The sequence below is a fragment of the Ralstonia pickettii genome (genome assembly GCF_030582395.1).
Taxonomy (GTDB): domain Bacteria; phylum Pseudomonadota; class Gammaproteobacteria; order Burkholderiales; family Burkholderiaceae; genus Ralstonia; species Ralstonia pickettii_D.
Genome location: NZ_CP104381.1, coordinates 2,050,763 through 2,067,517, shown reverse-complemented (window position 1 = coordinate 2,067,517; position 16,755 = coordinate 2,050,763). Strand labels below are relative to the sequence as shown.

Here is a 16,755-nt window from a genome sequence, read left to right as displayed (position 1 = left end):
GTTCTCCGAACTCAGGCGGACAGCGGGGCGCTGCGGATGGCATCCACAGCCTTGAGGATTTCCTCGCTGGTGGCAGGCGCATTCAGCGGCGGGTTCGTGCGGCCGTCGCCAACCGCAGCCACCGCATCGCGAATGGCAAAGAACACCGAGAACGGCAGCAGCAGCGGCGGTTCGCCCAGTGCCTTGGAACGGTGGATGCTGTCTTCCACGTTGGCGTTGTTGAACAGATTCACGCGGAAGTCCGGCGGGCAGTCGTTGACCGTCGGGATCTTGTAGGTGGACGGCGCATGCGTCATCAGCTTGCCGTTCTTGTTCCACCACAGCTCTTCGGTCGTGAGCCAGCCCATGCCCTGGATGAACGCGCCTTCCACCTGGCCGATGTCGATGGCCGGGTTGATCGAGCGGCCGGCGTCGTGCAGCACGTCGGCGCGCAGCAGGCGCCATTCGCCGGTCAGCGTATCGACCACCACTTCCGACACCGCTGCGCCGTAGGCGAAGTAGTAGAACGGACGGCCCTTGAGCTTGGATTGATCCCAGTGCAGCTTGGGCGTGGCGTAGAAGCCGTCGGACCACAATTGCACGCGGGCAACATAGGCCTTGCCGACCAGCTCGTCGAACGGCACGCGGCGCGTACCGATTTCCAGATGATCGCCCACGATCGCCACCGTCTCGATGGGCGCTTCGTAATGCTCGGCCGCAAACGCGATCAGGCGCTGGCGGATCTGGCGTGCGGCGTCTTGCGCAGCCTTGCCGTTCAGGTCGCTGCCTGTGGATGCCGCCGTGGCGGAGGTGTTGGCCACCTTGCTGGTGTCCGTGGCTGTCACGCGGATGCGCGTGAACGACACGCCCAGTTCGTGCGCCACGACCTGCGCGACCTTCGTGTTCAGGCCCTGGCCCATTTCGGTGCCGCCGTGGTTCACGAGGATCGAGCCATCGTTGTAGACGTGCACCAGCGCGCCCGCCTGGTTGAAGTGCTTCACGTTGAACGAGATGCCGAATTTCACCGGCGTCAGCGCCAGGCCGCGCTTGAGCACCGGGCTGGTCGCATTGAATGCGCGAATCGCTTCGCGGCGCGCGCGGTAGTCGGACGTTGCTTCCAGTTCGTCGAGCAGTTCATGGATGACGTTGTCTTCCACGGTCTGCCCGTATGGCGTGACGTTGTTCTTGTCCTTGCCGTACAGATTGGCGCGGCGCACGTCGAGCGCGTCCTTGCCGACCGAGCGCGCGATGTTGTCCATGATGTATTCGATGGCGAACGCACCTTGGGGGCCGCCGAAGCCGCGGAATGCGGTGTTGGACTGCGTGTTCGTGCGCGCGCAGAAGCCGTCGATTTCCACTTCGGGCAGCCAGTAGGCGTTGTCGAAGTGACAGATGGCGCGCGTCATCACCGGGCCCGACAGGTCGGCCGAGAAACCGGCGCGCGAGGTCATGTCGACCTTGACGCCCTGGATGCGCCCGTCGCCGTCGTAGCCGGCTTCATAGGCGAAGCGGAAGTCATGCCGCTTGCCGGTGATCATCATGTCGTCGTCGCGGTCTGGACGCAGCTTGACGGGGCAGGCGAGCTTCCATGCCGCGAGCGAAGCGCAGCAGGCGAACAGCCCGGACTGCGATTCCTTGCCGCCGAAACCACCGCCCATGCGGCGGCATTCGACCAGCACCTGGTTGGCGTGCCAACCCAGCATGTGGGACACCATGTGCTGCATCTCGGTCGGATGCTGCGTCGAGCACCACACGTGCATGCCGTTGTCTTCCTTCGGCACGGCGTACGAGATCTGGCTTTCGAGATAGAACTGCTCCTGCCCGCCCAGCGACATCTTGCCGGCTTCGGAGTGGGGCGCTGCGGCGATGCGCTCGGCCGGCTCACCACGCTTGAGGTGCATCGGCGGCAGCACCGACTTGCCCGCGGCGCGAGCCTCTTCAGGCGTCAGCAGCGGGGGCAGTACTTCGTATTCGATGTTGCCCAGACGCGCTGCGCGTCGCGCCGCATCGTGCGACGTGGCCACCACGATGAACATCGGCTGGCCGATGAAGTGCACCGTGTCGGTCGCCAGGATCGGATCGTCGTGAATGATCGGGCCGCAATCGTTCGTGCCGGGGATGTCGGCCGACGTGAACACCGCCACCACGCCCGGCGCGGCCTTCACGCGGTCCAGGTCCATGTTGACGATGCGCGCATGCGCCTGCGTGCTCATGCCGAGCGCCGCGTGCAGCGTGCCGGCCAGCTCAGGAATGTCGTCGGTGTACGTGGCGGTACCCGCAACATGCAGGTGCGCAGACTCATGCGGGCGCGACACGCCGACCACAGCGCCGCGCTGGCCAGACACGGCTCCAGCAATATCGGCTTCCGCCAGCAGGAAGGCTTCGGTTTGCTTGTTCATGTTCTTAGGCTGCCGTGAGGGTATTCAATTCGACCGCGCGCACGTTGATCTGTTCGGGCGCGAGCGGCGCGTCAGTGCGGGTTTCCAGCCAGAAGCGGTACACCGTGTTGGCAGCCGAGATGCGCCGGTAATTGTCGGTCGCGCGCATGTCGGTCAACGGCGTGTAGTCGCGCGACATGGCTGCCATGGCAGCATGCACCGTCGCCTCGTTCCACGGCTGGCCAAGGATGGCGTTTTCCGTCTCCGTCGCGCGCTTGGATGTTGCCGCCATGCCGCCGTAAGCGATGCGCGCGCTGCGCACGATGTTTCCGTCCAGCTCGATGGCCAACGCCGCGCACACGGCGGAAATGTCCTCGTCAAAACGCTTCGAGAGCTTGTACGTACGGAAGCGCAGTGCATCGCGGCCTTCACGCGCGGGGATGCGCAGGCCCGCAACGAATTCGCCTTCCTCCATCGCGTTCTTCTGGTAGGCGAGGTAGAGGTCTTCAAGCGGCAACTCGCGGCGGACTTCGCCACGTTGGAGCACGACACGCGTGCCGATGGCGATGAGCGCGGGTGCCGAGTCGCCGATCGGCGAGCCGTTGGCGATGTTGCCGCCCAGCGTGCCGGCATTGCGGATCGGCAGCGAGGCAAAGCGCTTCCACAGCTCCGTCATTTCGGGGTAGTCCGCAGCCAGAAATTCGTACGCTTTTTCCAGCGAGACGGCAGCGCCGATCTCGATCCAGCCATCGCGCTTTTCCAGTGCGTACAGATCCGACACCTGGCCGATGTACAGGATGTCGCCTAGGTCGCGGAACTGTTTGGTGACCCACAGGCCGACGTCGGTGCTGCCGGCCAGGATGCGGATGTTCGGATGCGCGGCCTTGATCGCGGCGAAGGCTGAAGCGGTGCGTGGGGCGTAGAAGCGCGGCGCATTCTCGGTACCGACGGGCGCATAGCTGAAGGTGTCCTTGCGCTGCAGCTTGCGCAGCGTGTCGGCCAGTTGCGTGCGGTCGATGCCGGCCGGCGCGGGCAGCTCGAACATGCGTTCGCCCGCGTCGATGATGGGGCGGTAGCCGGTGCAGCGGCACAGGTTGCCGGTGAGCGAATCGCAGATGGTCTGGCGCGAGGGGATGGGCGTCTGATTGCCGGTGTTCTCGTACAGGGCGTAAAGCGACATCACGAAGCCCGGCGTGCAGAAGCCGCACTGGGATCCGTGGCACTCCACCATGGCCTCTTGCACTGGGTGCAGCGTGCCGTCCTTGCCGCGCACGTCTTCCACGGTGAACAGCGCCTTGCCGTCCAGCGTGGGCAGGAACTGGATGCATGCGTTGACGGCCTTCAAGCCGACGCTGCCGTCTTCCTGCAGCTCACCGAGCACGACGGTACACGCACCGCAATCGCCCTCGGCGCACCCTTCCTTGGTGCCGGTGCAGTGTGCGTCCTCACGCAGATATTGAAGCACCGTCCTGGTGATCGGGGCGTCCGTGACGGTGCGGACCTGGCCGCGGTGGAAGAAGCGGATGGGCTGAGTCTCCATGGGGGTTCTACGCCTGTTTGTGTGTGTAACGGAACCATAGCACCGGGCCAGGAATGCAATATTTGGCCCATGTGATAACCCGCATCGGAAAGCCAAAATCCGGGGTATACCCGCCGGTAGCGGTCTGGCGGCGCGGTGTACAAGTGACATACACTGACAGCGTCCCCAAGCACGTTTTTTTGAAGGTACGGCACGGCCGGTACCGCCTCCAGATGCACGGCAAAGATCACCTCGATACCTATCTCCTGCGCGTTCTCTACACGCTGCTCACCGAGCAGAGCGTGACCCGTACGGCGGTCAAGCTCGGCCAGTCGCAGCCGGCCATCAGCAACACGCTCAAGCGCCTGCGCGAGATCACCGGCGACGCCATCCTGGTGCGCGGCAAGAACGGCATGGTGCCTACTGAGCGCGGCCACGATTTGCTGGCCCTCGCGCAGCAGAGCCTGGAGGCGATGGAACGTATCGCCCGCCCGTCTCAGGAATTCGACCCGGGCAACACCACCCGCACGTTCCATCTGGGGGCGCCGGATTATCTGGACGCCTTTTTCCTGCCCAATATCGTCGAGCGTCTACGCAAGCAGGCGCCGCAAGCCAAGCTGGTCGTGCATCCGCTCAATGCCGGTGTCGATTACCTGGCTGCGCTGGAGCAGGGCGGCATGGACCTCGTGATCGGCAACTGGCTGTCGCCGCCCGAGCATCTGCACATTTCGCCGCTGTTCGACGATGAAGTCGTCTGCATGCTGGGGGCGCAGCACCCGCTGGCGCGCAAGGGGATCTCGCTCAAGCACTATGTGGAGATGCCGCATCTTGCGCCGGCGCCGTACGCTGTCATGCAGCGCAGCATGATCGATCAGGCACTTGCGGAGCAAGGTCTGAAGCGCCAGATCCAGGTGTCGCTGCCGTACTTCGGATTGGTGCCGTATGTGCTGATGCGCACCGATCTCGTCTTCACCACCGGCCGCCAGTTCGCCGCGCATTGCGCGCAGTATCTGCCGATCCGCATCCTGCCGCCGCCCATGGCGTTTCCGAAGATGCGCTTCTACCAGCTCTGGCACGAGCGCAGCCATGCCGCGCCCGATGTAATGTGGCTACGCCGCATGATTGGCGAAGTGGCTGCCGAGCTGCCGCAGCATTCGCAGTTGGAATCGGCGGTGGCCTGAATCTGCAGCGCCTGGGTCGCCATGCCGCCGGGCGGCGTTACTTTCCGCTGGCGACCGCCCTCCCGTAGTCTGGGAAAAATACCTGTTCTCCGTTGACTTTGAAGTCGGCAATCACCTGCTGCCCGGCAGGTGACGTGATCCATTCGATCAGCTTGGTCGCATCGGTGTAGTTGACGCCCGGATATTTCTTCGGGTTTACCGCGATGATCCCGTAGGGATTGAACATGCGTGGGTCGCCAGCCAGCACGATGTCGAGGCCCGTTTTGGCACGGTAGGTGCCGTAGGTTGCGCGGTCCGAGAGCGTGTAGGCGTTCATTTGCGCGGCCATGTTCAGCACTTCGCCCATCCCCAGCCCCGCGCTGATGTACCACGGCTTGCCCTTCGGGTCGATGTTGGCCGTTTTCCAGTAGGCCTTTTCCATGACGTCGGTGCCGGAGTTGTCGCCACGCGAGATGAACTTGGCGCCGCCTTTTTCGCCTGCCGCGGCGATCGTCTCCATCCCCTGGATGACGTTTTTCTGGCCGCGCACGTGTGCTGGGTCTGCACCAGGGCCGACGAGGATGAAGTCGTTGTACATCACGTCGCGGCGGTCAATACCGCCGCCCGAGGCGACGAAAGCGTCTTCCAGTGGACGGGCGTGCACCAGCACGACATCGACATCGCCCGATTCGCCCAACTTGACTGCCTTGCCGGTGCCAACGGCAATCACCTGCACATGGACGCCGGTGGCGGCTTCAAATTTGGGCAACAGGACTTTCAGCAGACCGGAATTCTCGGTGCTGGTGGTGGTCGCCATGCGGAGATTGCCAGCATATGAGGCCGTGGCAGCCGCGAGCGTCAGGCAGATGACAGCAGATAACCGAAGGGCTTGAGAGAATCCGGCCATGGTGTAGGGGTGAGTGCGAAGGCGTGGACGCTTTATGTCGGTTGCTGCATGATGGCAGCAACGTCGGGAGGGCAGCCAGCGACCACAAGAAGTCCGCCCCCGGAATGAGCAGAATTGTTTTCCCGGGGCACGGCCGAAGTAAATAGGAAACCATAAACATAATGACATTCCAGTTCGAAGTATTTCCGGTGGTGGGGCCGGACGACAACCCGCGTGCCAACGGCAAGGTGTTTCAGTTGCTCCGTGCCGTTCGGGAGACGGGATCGCTGCACCGCGCGGCGAAACAGGTGGGGCTGTCGTATCGGCACGCCTGGGGGGTGATGCGGTCGTGGGAAGAGATGCTCGGCCGCTCGCTGCTCGACATGGAGCGGGGTCGGGGGGCCTCGCTCACGCTGTTCGGCGAGCGCATGCTGCGCGCAGAACTGCGGCTGCGCGAGCAGCTCGAGCCGGCCCTGCATCAGGCCATGGGGCAGTTCCTCTCGGAGCTGGAAGATGCGTCGCAGTCGCAGGCGCGCATCCGTTTTTCGGGCAGCCATGACCCGGCCGTGGAACTGCTGGCCGAGACGTTTGCGCGGCAAAGCCACGGCGCCCACATCGATACCGTGTTCTGCAGCGCCGTCGAAGGGCTGATTTGCCTGCAGGAAAAACAATGCGAAGTGGCCGGCTTCTACGTGGCGCCGCAGCAGGGTGCAGGCTCGATCGCGCACCAGACCTTGCGTAAGTGGCTGCGTCCGACCGCCGTGCGCCTGATCGCCCTGGCCGATCGCGAGCAGGGGTTGATGATGTCGGCGGAATGGGCGGGGCGGGTGCAGTCGCTGGGCGATCTGGCGCGCACGCAGGCCCGGTTCATCAACCGTCAGCGGAGCTCGGGCACACGTTTGCTGTTCGATCAGCTGCTGGTGGCCGCCGGGCTGTATCCCGATCAGATCCACGGGTATGAGGAGCAGGAATTCTCCAGCGACAAGATCGCCCTGGCCGTGCAGGAAGGACGGGCGGACGTCGGCTTCGGCCTGCGCCCCGGCGCCGAAGCGCACGGCCTGCATTTTGTGCCGCTGACGCGCGAGACGTATTACCTGGCGGTGCGCCGCAACGACGCACTGTCGCCTTGGGTGCGCGAGCTGATCGAGCGCATCGGGCAGCCGGCCTTCCGCGAAGGCCTGGGCCATCTCGCCGGCTACCGGCCGACCGAGCACGTTTCGCTGCTGACCGCAGAGCAGGCGCTGCCTTGGCACGCTGACGAGGCTCGCGCGCTGGCCCGCTGAAGTCGTGCGAACATGGCGGGGTTTGCGCCATTGCGCGCCCCGTCCATGTTCTGCCCATGTCACGTTTCTCCGTCTGGACCCAAGCCCTGCGCATGCTGCGCCGCGACTGGCGCGCCGGTGAACTGAACCTCCTGCTCGTCGCACTGGTGCTGGCCGTGGCGGCGCTGGCGTCCGTCAGTTTTCTGGCCGACCGCATGCATGCGGGCCTCGAGCGCGATGCGCGGCAGTTGATCGGCGCGGATGTGCTTGTCGTCTCCGACCAGCCGTTGCCGCCCGACATCGAGGCGCATGCGCGCGCAAGCGGCCTGCAGGTTACGCACACCGCGACCTTCCCCAGCATGGCGAGCACGTTGACCAAGGGCGCGTCGGGCGAACCGGTATCGCAACTCGCCGCCATCAAGGCCGTCGATGTGGGGTACCCGTTGCGCGGCACGCTGAAGGTCAGCGATGACGGGCGGGATAGCGCGGGTGCGCCCATACGGGGCATTCCCGCCGCCGGCACGGTGTGGGTAGACGCACCGCTGCTCAAAGCGCTCGGCATGCGCGTGGGCGATGCGATGCGCCTGGGCTCGCGCACCTTCCAGATCGCCCACGTCATCACTCAGGAACTCGATCGCGGCGCGGGCTTCATGAATTTTGCTCCGCGGGTGATGCTGCCGATGTCGGATCTGGGATCGACGGGCCTCGTCACCTACGGCAGCCGCGTCACGTATCGCCTGCTGGTGGCCGGCCCCGATGCCGCGGCCAGCGCGTTCCACACCTGGGCTGAGAACGAAGCGAAGACGCGCCAGTTGCGTGGCGTGCGCGTTGAATCGTTGCAGAACGGCCAGCCGCAGATGCGCGAAACGCTGGACCGCGCGGAGCGTTTCCTTTCGCTCGTCGCCTTGCTGGCAGCCATGATTGCCGCGGTGGCGATCACCATGGCCGCGCGCCGCTACACCGCACGGCATACTGATGCGGTGGCCGTCATCAAATGCCTGGGGCTCAAGCAGCGCCAGATTCTCGGCACGTTCGCGCTGGAGTTTCTGCTGATCGGCCTGTTGGGTTCTGCGGTGGGCGTGGCGCTGGGTTATGGCGCGCACTGGCTGTTGCTGGCGTCGCTGGGGGATCTTGTCACGGTGACGTTGCCTGCGCCATCCGCCTGGCCTGCGATCGTGGGCGTGACGGCGGGGCTGGTGCTGCTCATCGGCTTTGCCGTGCCGCCGTTGCTGAGCCTCGTGCGTGTGGCGCCGCTGCGCGTACTGCGGCGCGACGTGGCTGAGCGTGCCGTTGCTGCTTGGATCGGCTATGCGCTGGGCGGGGCGGCGTTCTTCGCGCTCCTCGTGGTGTCAGCGCGCGACGTGAAGCTTGGCGCGCTGACCGCCGCCGGGTTTGCCGGCGCGATCGTCGTGTTTGCGCTGCTGGCCGCAGGTGGATTGCGTGCGCTGGCGGTGTCGCTGGGACGCGGTCGTGCGCTGGGCGTGGGCTGGCGCTTCGCACTGGCCGTACTGGAGCGCCGTCGCGGCGTGAGCGTGCTGCAGACCGTGGCGCTTGCGGTCGGCCTGATGGCGCTGCTGTTGCTCGCCATGACGCGCAACGACCTGATCCGCTCGTGGCATAACGCCACGCCGGCCGATGCGCCCAACCGTTTCATCATCAACATCCAGCCTGACCAGATGCAGGCGGTGGCGCAGGCCCTCGCGCAGGCCGGCGTGGCCGATCCGAAACTCTATCCAATGGTGCGCGGGCGCCTGACGCAGGTGAATGGCCAGGTGATCGATCGCCAGACCTATGCCGAATCGCGCGCCCGCAACCTGGTCGAACGCGAATTCAACCTGTCGTACGCGACCACGCAACCGCCTGAAAACCGCATCGTTTCCGGACACTGGTTCAGTGGACAAAAGCCCGAGGCCTCGGTGGAAGAGGGCATTGCCAAGACGCTCAACCTGCACCTGGGCGATGTGCTGCGCTTCGACGTCGCCGGGCAGACGGTGGATGCGCCCATCACGTCATTGCGCAAGCTCGACTGGAGTTCGATGCGCGTGAATTTCTTCGTGATCCTGCCGCCCGTGGCGCTGCGCGACATGCCGCAGACGTACGTGACCGCGTTCCGCATTCCCGCCGGGCAGGCCGATCTGCCGGCCAAGCTTGTGCGCGAGTTTCCGAACCTCACGGTGGTCGATACCGAACTGATCCTGCAGCAGGTGCAGGGCGTGCTGGACCAGGTGACGGCGGCGGTGGAATTCCTCTTCGTCTTTACGCTCGCGGCGGGTGTCCTGGTGTTGTATGCCGCGCTCTCCGGTTCGCGCGACGAGCGCCTGCGCGATGCCGGTGTGCTGCGCGCCCTCGGTGCAGGCTCCGGTGTGGTACGTCAGACGCAGTACGCAGAAGTGCTGATCGTTGGTGGCCTCGCCGGGCTGATGGCGGGCTTGGGCGCGATCGCCATCGGCTGGGTGCTGTCGGCGTACGTCTTCGATTTTCCGTATCGTTTCAACCCGGCGATCCTGCCGGTGGGCATCGTGAGCGGCATGGCGTGCGCCTTTGTTGGCGGCTGGCTGGGCTTGCGCGACGTGCTGCGCCGCCCCGCCATGGCAACGCTCCGCGATGCATGACGACGCCTGGATTCTTGATGTGAATGACGCTGTATGACTGATGCAACTTCCGGCCAGGAGACCCTGGCGTTTGACCTGATTGGCGGCGAAGCGCGTGTGCGCGAACTCGTTGACCGCTTCTATGACCTCATGGATCTGGAGCCCGAGTTTGCCGTGCTGCGCGCGCTGCATCCGCAAAGTCTGGATGGATCGCGGGACAAGCTGTTCTGGTTTTTGTGCGGCTGGCTGGGCGGCCCGAATCATTTCATCGAGCGCTTTGGCCACCCGCGTCTGCGTGCGCGCCATATGCCGTTCGAGATCGGCACGCAGGAGCGTGATCAATGGATGCGCTGCATGGCCCTCGCCATGCAAGACATCGGCCTGGACGAAGCCCTGCAGATGCGCCTGATGCAGGCGTTCTGGCAGACCGCCGACTGGATGCGGAACGTGCAACGCTAAGGTGCCGCGCGAAAGCGCACCCTACAAGAACATATTCGAGGAGATCCCGATGATCGGTTTGCCCACGGCAGACGACGTGCTCGCGTTCTGGTTCGGCAACGCGCCGCTGATCGATGCACGGCCGGAGTGGTTCACCAAGTCCGACGCGTTCGATGCCGAGATCCGCGCCCGTTTCCTGCCGCTGTGGGAAGCGCTTTCCGCGGGTGACGCCGACACCTGGATGGATACGCCGCTCGAAGCCACCGCGCGCATCGTCGTACTCGACCAGTTTCCGCGCAACATGTTTCGCGGCACCGCGCGCGCGTTTGCCAGCGATGCGGCTGCGTTGCACACCGCGCAAATCGTTGTGGCCGCGGGTTGGGATGCGCGATTGCCGACGCGCCATCACCGTGTGTTCTGCTACCTGCCGTTCGAGCACAGCGAGGCGCTGTCTGCGCAGGACGAATCAATTCGCCTCTACACACGCCTGCGCGATCAGGAAGGCGATGCGGACCCGCTCTTCTGGGCGGAGAAGCACCGCGAGATCGTGGCGCGATTCGGGCGCTTTCCGCATCGCAACGAAGCGCTCGGGCGCGTTTCCACGCCCGAGGAAGTGGAGTTTCTGAAGCAGCCAGGGTCGTCGTTTTAGCCCTGGCGGGGCTTACGTGCGCTCGCGGCGCTCCGACCATTTGTCGACCGTCTCGCGCGGCGCACGCGCCAGCATGTCGATCAGCGCGGCGGGGTCGTCGCTCACGTGCAGCAGGTCGGCGTGATGGCGCTTGAGGAAGCCTTCCTGCACGGCATGGTCGATGAAGGCAAGCAGCTTGTCGTAGAAACCCGCCACGTTCAGCAGGCCGATGGGCTTGTTGTGATAGCCGAGCTGCAGCCACGTGAAGGTTTCGAACAGCTCTTCATAAGTGCCGACGCCACCGGGCATGGCGATAAAGGCGTCCGCTCGATCGGCCATCATCTGCTTGCGCTGGTGCATGCTGTCGACGATGTGCAGTTCGGTCAGCTCCTTATGACCGACCTCCTTGCGCACCAGCGATTTCGGGATGATGCCGATGACCGGGCTGCCGCCGTGCAGCACTGCGTCGGCCACCACGCCCATCAGGCCGACGTTGCCGCCGCCGTAGACAAGCGTCAGGTCACGCTTGACCATCTCGTTGCCCAGCGCAATAGCGTTGGCTTTGTATTCCGGGCGCTCGCCGGGGCTGGAACCGCAATAGACGCAGATCGATTTCATTGAGCAGGGGTGTTGTTGCTGGGGGTGCCCGGGGCGCCGATAGGCGGATCGTTGCTGCGGCTCACCGCCAGCAAATCAAACGCCCGGCGGGGCTTGCCGCGCAGGTAAGGCGCGAGGATCGACAGGATGTGGTAACTCGCGCCGTGCAGGTGGTCACGGATCGCGTTCTGGTCGTTGTACTGGCGCGGATGCTGCACGAACTGGAACGACAGCCAGTAGGTGGCAATCACCACGATATTGGTGCAGATGACGTCGACCTGCTCGGCCGTGGCTTCCATCTCGCCGTCTTCGATGAACTGGTGGCAGATGTCCATGGCGAAGTGGCGCTTCTGCTCGACGATCCGCTTGAAGTTCAGTTCAAGCATGCGGTTGCGCGCGAGCAGATCGTTGATGTCGCGATACAGGAAGCGGTAGTTCCAGAGAAACTCCGACATGTACTGCAGGTAGCCCCACGTTTCGTCGAGTGTGGCCTTGTGATCGTCCGGCAGCTTAAGACGACGCGCGATCTCCTGCTCGAACTGCACGAAGATCGAGTTGATGATGTCGTCCTTGTTGCGAAAGTGGTAGTACAGGTTGCCCGGGCTGATCTCCAGCTCTTCGGCGATCGTCGTGGTCGTGACGTTGGGCTCGCCCAGTTCGTTGAACAGGCGCAGCGACACTTCGAGAATGCGATCGCGCGTCCGGCGCGGGCCGGTGGAATGCTGCTTGGTTTCCATTGAACTGCCAAGGCCGGTGGCCCTGTCTCCGTGGCGTATTGGTGCCCGGATTATAAGAGATCGTGCTTGTGCAACGATCCCCACATGCCGCGGGGGAATACGTTGCCAAACGTTGTCGCGCGCTTTTCGCTGGTGATGCTAATGCAACAGCGATGCCACCCACGGCCACGCGATCGCTACCCACGTCCCCACGCACAGCAACAGGGCCAGCATTACCGCCGCGCTGCCGAAATCCTTGGCACGCTTGGACAGCCCGTGCTGCTCCAGCGAGATGCGGTCGACTGCCGCTTCCACGCTCGAATTGAGCAATTCCACGATCAGCACCAGCACCAGCGTGCCGAGCATCATAATGCGCTCGACCACTGTGGCGGGAATGACGAAGGCGCACGGCAACAGGATCGCGCACAGCGTCAGCTCCTGGCGGAACGCGCTTTCCTCATCGATGGCGAAGCGGATGCCGCTGATGGAGTTCTTGAGCGCAAACCAGGCCCGCGTGATCCCGCGATTGCCTTTATGCGGGTTGTCAGCCGGCGAATAGGCGCCGGCCGCTGGTGGGGCAGGCGGATTTTCCAGTCGCCGATCCGGCGGGGTGGTGGGCTTCATGGAACGCAAGGCTCAGGCACCCGCGGCGGTGGAGGGTTCGGCGGCCGTCGTGTTGCCGGCGGAGGCGGCGGGCATCGGACGCAGGTGCGCGAGAAACTGTTCGGAGGCAGCGCGCCACGAGAACTTCTCTGCATGCGCGCGCGCCGTGGCGCGGTCGATGCGAAGCGCCTCCAGGCAGGCTTCGCGCAGGTCTTCGCGCAATGCGCCAGCCGGAGAATCGCCCAGCACGTCGATCGGGCCCGTTACCGGATACGCCGCCACCGGCAAGCCGCTGGCAAGGGCCTCCAGCAATACCAGTCCGAACGTGTCGGTGCGGCTCGGGAAGACGAACACATCGGCCGAGGCATACACCTTGGCCAGTTCCGGTTGCTTGAGCACGCCGAGGTAGCTGGCATTCGGGTACTTGGCTTTCAGCCCGGCGAGCGCGGGACCTTCGCCGACGACCCACTTGGAGCCCGGCAGATCCAGCTCCAGGAATGCTTCGACGTTCTTTTCCACGGCCACACGTCCGACGTACAGAAAGATGGGGTGCGCCGTGTTCAGCACGTTGCTGCGCTGGGCGGTGAAGATGTCCAGGTCCACGCCGCGCGTCCACAGCACGCCGTTGGTGATGCCGTAGTCGGCAAGGTCCTTCAGCACCACTGGCGTGGGTGCCATCACGGCCTGCGCGGGGCTGTGGAACCAGCGCAGGAAGCGATACGTCCAGGCCAGCGGAATGCCGAAGCGAGCCTGCACATACTCCGGAAAGCGCGTGTGGTATGCCGTCGTGTAGGGCAGCTTATGGCGCAGCGCGTAGGCGCGTGCAGCCAGGCCCAGCGGGCCTTCGGTAGCGATGTGCAAGGCCTGCGGGGCGAACTTTTCGATGCGCTCGCGCACGCGCTTGGACGGCAGGATCGACAGGCGGATTTCCGGATACGTCGGGCACGGCACCGTCTTGAATTCCAGCGGCGTGATCATGTCGACGATGTGCCCCATGGCCTCCAGCTCGCGGCGCGTCTGGGTGAGGGTGCGGACGACGCCGTTGACCTGCGGTTCCCAGGCATCGGTGACGATCATGACTTTCACGGGCTCTCCTTGGGGGGTAGGTTGGGCCGCAGCGGGCTGGGCGAAGTCGATGCTGGTGTTGGTCATAGGGGCTTCCATCAGGCGGCGGCCGCAGCGGCACGGCGTGCGCGGCGGGAGGTGCGCGGCGCATCGAGCAGATGCGTCCAGTAGACGATCTGCAGTTCGCCTTCCATGGTTTCGACCAACGCGGAGAGGCTCTCCACCCAGTCGCCGTCGTTGCAGTAAAGCTGGCCGTCGATCTCGCGGATCTCGGCTTTGTGGATATGCCCGCAGACCACGCCGTCGCAGCCGCGGCGGCGCGCTTCGTCCGTCATCACACGCTCGAACGAATTGATGAAGTTGACCGCGTTCTTGACCTGATGCTTCAGGTATTGCGACAGCGACCAGTACGGAAAACCAAGCCGCACGCGGATGCGGTTGAAGTGCCGGTTCATCGCCAGGATGAAGGTGTAGAGCGAATCGCCCACGTAAGCCAGCCAGCGCGCGTGCTGCATCACACCGTCGAACAGGTCGCCGTGCACGACCCACAGGCGCTTTCCCGTAGCGGTCACGTGCACAGCATCTTCAGCGACTTCTATATCGCCAAAGTTCAGGCCGTGGAACTGGCGCGCCATCTCGTCGTGGTTGCCCGGGATGAAGACCACACGCGTGCCTTTGCGCGCGCGGCGCAGCACCTTCTGCACCACATCGTTGTGGGCCTGCGGCCAGTACCAGCCCTTGCGCAGTTGCCAGCCGTCGACGATGTCGCCCACCAGGTACAGCGTGTCCGATTCGTGATGCTTGAGGAAGTCGAGCAGGTAATCGGCTTGGCAGCCCGGCGTACCGAGGTGGATATCCGACAGCCAGATCGTGCGATAGCGCTGAATTTTCTCGGCGGGCGGGTCAGTGTCGGTGTCAGCCGCGCGGTCCGGTGTTGCTGTCGAAGCTGGCGTGGCGACGGGTGCCTCGTGCTCACGGACATCGCCACGCCCGGCCGGTAAGGCTGAGCCCAGCGCGCCCGCGGCGGCGAGCCCGGCGGCCATTTGCATCAGAGGCGGTGGAGCGTTCCAGTCGGAACCGGTGAGGGGAGCAGCGCGAAAGCGTTGCGCGAGGCGGCGGAGGAAACCAGGGCGCGATGGCAGTTTTGGCAGGACCATGTCGGCAACAGAGGCTGCGTTAGACGGATTTCGCCATCGCTGCATGAAAAAGCCGTGTCAGAAACATGACCGTCACATGACGTGGTTGCCGGGCCGGAGGAGGCGTACGCCCAAGAAGTACGCCGGGCGCGGGTTTCAAGCAGAGGCGGTCGCCGTGATGCCTTCAATCCGTACAAGCTCCGCCAGCACAGCATCGCGCACGCGTGCGTCGCATAGCAGCGACACATGGCCGATCCCTGCAAGGGGGATGTGCCGCGCGCCTTCCAGCCAAGACGCACCGGGCGGCCCAACAATGGAGTCGTGCCACGAGAAGATTGACGTGATGCGCGCCCGAACGGCCAGCGTTTCAGACGCCGCAAGTTGGCGCAGCCACGGGCTCGCCCACGCCATCTGACGGACGTTGCGGCCGCGCCCTGTACGCGCCATTGCCGTGCCCCGATGTGGCGTGCCGAGCGTGATCACGTGGGTCACCGGGCTAGGCTCCGCTTGTCGAAGCAGCGCTCGCGCAGCGAGTCCGCCCATGCTGTGGCAGAGCAAGACGGGCGCGCGCCCGTGCGCGCGCGTCAGCTGCGCGACGGCCGCAACGATGTCCTGGGCGTATTCGTCGATGTCGCCCAGCAACGGCATGAGATCGATGGCGTCGGTCGGATGTCCGGCGGCGGCCAGATGCTGCTGCATCGGCAGCCACACCGCATGGTTGCAGCCATAGCCGTGGACCATCAGCACAGGCACGCGCCTGCCCGCATCGGCGGGCGCATCGAACGTTGCGCGTGCGCGGAACGGCTGCAGCACGTTGAACATCCACGCTACGGATACACATTCGCGCAACCAACATGCGATGAAGCCGGTGATGCCGATGCGCTGTTCGCACGGCACGGGCATGCGGTCCCACATGGGGTCGTCCGGTATCGCGGTACCGAGGCTCTTCAGCGACACCAGGAACGCCCATCCGACCGAAAGAAGATAGCCCAGCACCAGCGCCGCGCCCGCGAGCAACGTTGCGGCCGGCCAATGCCATCCCGCCCAGTCATGCGCTGCCCAGCCGACCGCGATCGTCGCGGCACATTGCAGCGCAACGGCAATGCGGCGCACAGTGGCGGCGGTCAGGGAGGCGAAAGGAACAGAGGAGGCTGAAAGATCGGCGTGCGTCATGGTGGAGGAGGCCGCCGAATGTGAAACTGATCAGTCACGCACCAGCCGCGTGCCGGCCAGGCGATCGTGCAGGAACTGGCGCTGCGGATCGAACCACGCCAACGCGCCCCAAACCAGCAGGCATGCGAGAGCGACACCGGCACCGGTCCATCGCGACGCGCCGCTCAGATGGATGACGCCGACCGCTGCGGCCACCCACACCCACGCCAGCAGATAGCGTGCAATGGCACGGCCCAGCGAAATACGCGACCCATCGGCGTTGACCACGCGCATGCGCCATGTCTGCATTGCAAGCGTTTGGCCGCGCTTGCGCCAAAACCACACGAAGTACAGACCCAGCGCCAGGAAGCCCCACACCTGCAGTCCCACATCGCCGGTCCGGGCAAGGGGCGGAACGATCAGGCGCAGCAGCAAGAAAACAGCCGATGCGCCAAACATCACGCCAAACAACAGCAGGCCTTCGTACAGCATGGCGGCAAGACGGCGACGCAGCGTGGGCGCTGCGAGCGGATCAGGCGTCGCAACCGGCGAGGTTGAAGAAGCGGAGGTGGCCATCGAACAAAGTGTGAGCGCCGTAAGCGCAGTCCATCAGGCGCCGCGCAACGTTCGCGGGCACGTGGTTCG

15 protein-coding genes are annotated in these 16,755 nt (G+C 64.8%); 5 read left to right on the top strand and 10 right to left on the bottom strand.

Annotated features, from left to right (window positions below; all coding sequences use genetic code 11):
- Positions 1-11: 11 nt before the first annotated feature.
- On the bottom strand, positions 12-2,378 hold the full coding sequence (gene xdhB, locus N5B55_RS09975; RefSeq protein ID WP_304538052.1) for a xanthine dehydrogenase molybdopterin binding subunit: 2,367 nt from the start codon (positions 2,376-2,378) through the stop codon (positions 12-14).
- Between the two features lie 4 nt (positions 2,379-2,382).
- Positions 2,383-3,897, bottom strand: coding sequence for a xanthine dehydrogenase small subunit (gene xdhA / locus N5B55_RS09970; RefSeq protein WP_304538051.1), 1,515 nt, complete (start codon positions 3,895-3,897; stop codon positions 2,383-2,385).
- A gap of 212 nt (positions 3,898-4,109) precedes the next feature.
- On the opposite strand from xdhA, the gene N5B55_RS09965 reads away from it, so the two are divergent.
- On the top strand, positions 4,110-5,057 hold the full coding sequence (locus N5B55_RS09965; RefSeq protein WP_065858913.1) for a LysR substrate-binding domain-containing protein: 948 nt from the start codon (positions 4,110-4,112) through the stop codon (positions 5,055-5,057).
- Positions 5,058-5,094: 37 nt separating this feature from the next.
- Here N5B55_RS09965 and N5B55_RS09960 read toward each other — a convergent pair whose 3' ends face one another.
- Positions 5,095-5,943: a substrate-binding domain-containing protein gene (locus N5B55_RS09960; RefSeq protein WP_178960943.1), complete on the bottom strand. Its 849-nt coding sequence runs from the start codon at positions 5,941-5,943 to the stop codon at positions 5,095-5,097.
- Between the two features lie 161 nt (positions 5,944-6,104).
- Between N5B55_RS09960 and N5B55_RS09955 the strand changes: the two genes are divergently transcribed.
- Genes N5B55_RS09955 through N5B55_RS09940 form a run of 4 tightly spaced genes read left to right on the top strand, consistent with a single transcriptional unit; the run spans position 6,105 to position 10,862 of the window.
- The gene (locus N5B55_RS09955) at positions 6,105-7,205 is read left to right on the top strand and encodes a substrate-binding domain-containing protein (protein ID WP_304538050.1); all 1,101 of its coding nucleotides are present in this window, start codon (positions 6,105-6,107) and stop codon (positions 7,203-7,205) included.
- Positions 7,206-7,261: 56 nt separating this feature from the next.
- On the top strand, positions 7,262-9,796 hold the full coding sequence (locus N5B55_RS09950; protein ID WP_304538049.1) for an ABC transporter permease: 2,535 nt from the start codon (positions 7,262-7,264) through the stop codon (positions 9,794-9,796).
- A gap of 33 nt (positions 9,797-9,829) precedes the next feature.
- Entirely contained in the window at positions 9,830-10,234 is a 405-nt protein-coding gene (locus N5B55_RS09945) for a group II truncated hemoglobin (RefSeq protein WP_027681011.1), read from the top strand.
- Between the two features lie 49 nt (positions 10,235-10,283).
- A complete protein-coding gene (locus tag N5B55_RS09940; protein WP_304538048.1) occupies positions 10,284-10,862 on the top strand; it encodes a DUF924 family protein in 579 nt (192 codons plus the stop codon).
- A gap of 12 nt (positions 10,863-10,874) precedes the next feature.
- On the opposite strand, the gene N5B55_RS09935 is transcribed toward N5B55_RS09940, so the two are convergent.
- From N5B55_RS09935 to N5B55_RS09905, 7 genes are all read right to left on the bottom strand, one after another.
- Positions 10,875-11,459 (bottom strand): TIGR00730 family Rossman fold protein, encoded by a 585-nt coding sequence (locus N5B55_RS09935; protein ID WP_012762323.1) that lies wholly within the window; start codon positions 11,457-11,459, stop codon positions 10,875-10,877.
- Positions 11,456-12,175, bottom strand: a complete 720-nt coding sequence (locus tag N5B55_RS09930) for a TetR/AcrR family transcriptional regulator (protein ID WP_012762322.1) — start codon at positions 12,173-12,175, stop codon at positions 11,456-11,458. Before N5B55_RS09930 ends, N5B55_RS09935 begins: the two co-directional genes overlap by 4 nt.
- Positions 12,176-12,313: 138 nt before the next feature.
- Entirely contained in the window at positions 12,314-12,778 is a 465-nt protein-coding gene (locus N5B55_RS09925) for a diacylglycerol kinase (RefSeq protein WP_012762321.1), read from the bottom strand.
- 12 nt (positions 12,779-12,790) lie between these two features.
- Entirely contained in the window at positions 12,791-13,834 is a 1,044-nt protein-coding gene (locus tag N5B55_RS09920; protein ID WP_154207209.1) for a glycosyltransferase family 4 protein, read from the bottom strand.
- An 86-nt stretch (positions 13,835-13,920) separates the two neighbouring features.
- Positions 13,921-14,871: a UDP-2,3-diacylglucosamine diphosphatase gene (locus N5B55_RS09915; RefSeq protein ID WP_304538047.1), complete on the bottom strand. Its 951-nt coding sequence runs from the start codon at positions 14,869-14,871 to the stop codon at positions 13,921-13,923.
- 243 nt (positions 14,872-15,114) lie between these two features.
- Entirely contained in the window at positions 15,115-16,131 is a 1,017-nt protein-coding gene (locus N5B55_RS09910; protein WP_304538046.1) for an esterase/lipase family protein, read from the bottom strand.
- Between the two features lie 30 nt (positions 16,132-16,161).
- Entirely contained in the window at positions 16,162-16,686 is a 525-nt protein-coding gene (locus N5B55_RS09905; RefSeq protein ID WP_304538045.1) for an RDD family protein, read from the bottom strand.
- Between the last annotated feature and the right edge of the window lie 69 nt (positions 16,687-16,755).

Bases quoted from the DNA above. Each gene is read 5' to 3' on its own strand.
- N5B55_RS09925 (WP_012762321.1), bottom strand. From the start codon at position 12,778: ATGAAGCCCACCACCCCGCCGGATCGGCGACTGGAAAATCCGCCTGCC.
- N5B55_RS09950 (WP_304538049.1), top strand. From the start codon at position 7,262: ATGTCACGTTTCTCCGTCTGGACCCAAGCCCTGCGCATGCTGCGCCGC.
- N5B55_RS09940 (WP_304538048.1), top strand. From the start codon at position 10,284: ATGATCGGTTTGCCCACGGCAGACGACGTGCTCGCGTTCTGGTTCGGC.
- N5B55_RS09955 (WP_304538050.1), top strand. From the start codon at position 6,105: ATGACATTCCAGTTCGAAGTATTTCCGGTGGTGGGGCCGGACGACAAC.
- xdhB (WP_304538052.1), bottom strand. From the start codon at position 2,378: ATGAACAAGCAAACCGAAGCCTTCCTGCTGGCGGAAGCCGATATTGCT.
- N5B55_RS09910 (WP_304538046.1), bottom strand. From the start codon at position 16,131: ATGACGCACGCCGATCTTTCAGCCTCCTCTGTTCCTTTCGCCTCCCTG.
- N5B55_RS09930 (WP_012762322.1), bottom strand. From the start codon at position 12,175: ATGGAAACCAAGCAGCATTCCACCGGCCCGCGCCGGACGCGCGATCGC.
- N5B55_RS09915 (WP_304538047.1), bottom strand. From the start codon at position 14,871: ATGCAAATGGCCGCCGGGCTCGCCGCCGCGGGCGCGCTGGGCTCAGCC.
- N5B55_RS09945 (WP_027681011.1), top strand. From the start codon at position 9,830: ATGACTGATGCAACTTCCGGCCAGGAGACCCTGGCGTTTGACCTGATT.
- N5B55_RS09960 (WP_178960943.1), bottom strand. From the start codon at position 5,943: ATGGCCGGATTCTCTCAAGCCCTTCGGTTATCTGCTGTCATCTGCCTG.
- N5B55_RS09935 (WP_012762323.1), bottom strand. From the start codon at position 11,459: ATGAAATCGATCTGCGTCTATTGCGGTTCCAGCCCCGGCGAGCGCCCG.
- N5B55_RS09920 (WP_154207209.1), bottom strand. From the start codon at position 13,834: ATGATCGTCACCGATGCCTGGGAACCGCAGGTCAACGGCGTCGTCCGC.
- N5B55_RS09965 (WP_065858913.1), top strand. From the start codon at position 4,110: ATGCACGGCAAAGATCACCTCGATACCTATCTCCTGCGCGTTCTCTAC.
- N5B55_RS09905 (WP_304538045.1), bottom strand. From the start codon at position 16,686: ATGGCCACCTCCGCTTCTTCAACCTCGCCGGTTGCGACGCCTGATCCG.
- xdhA (WP_304538051.1), bottom strand. From the start codon at position 3,897: ATGGAGACTCAGCCCATCCGCTTCTTCCACCGCGGCCAGGTCCGCACC.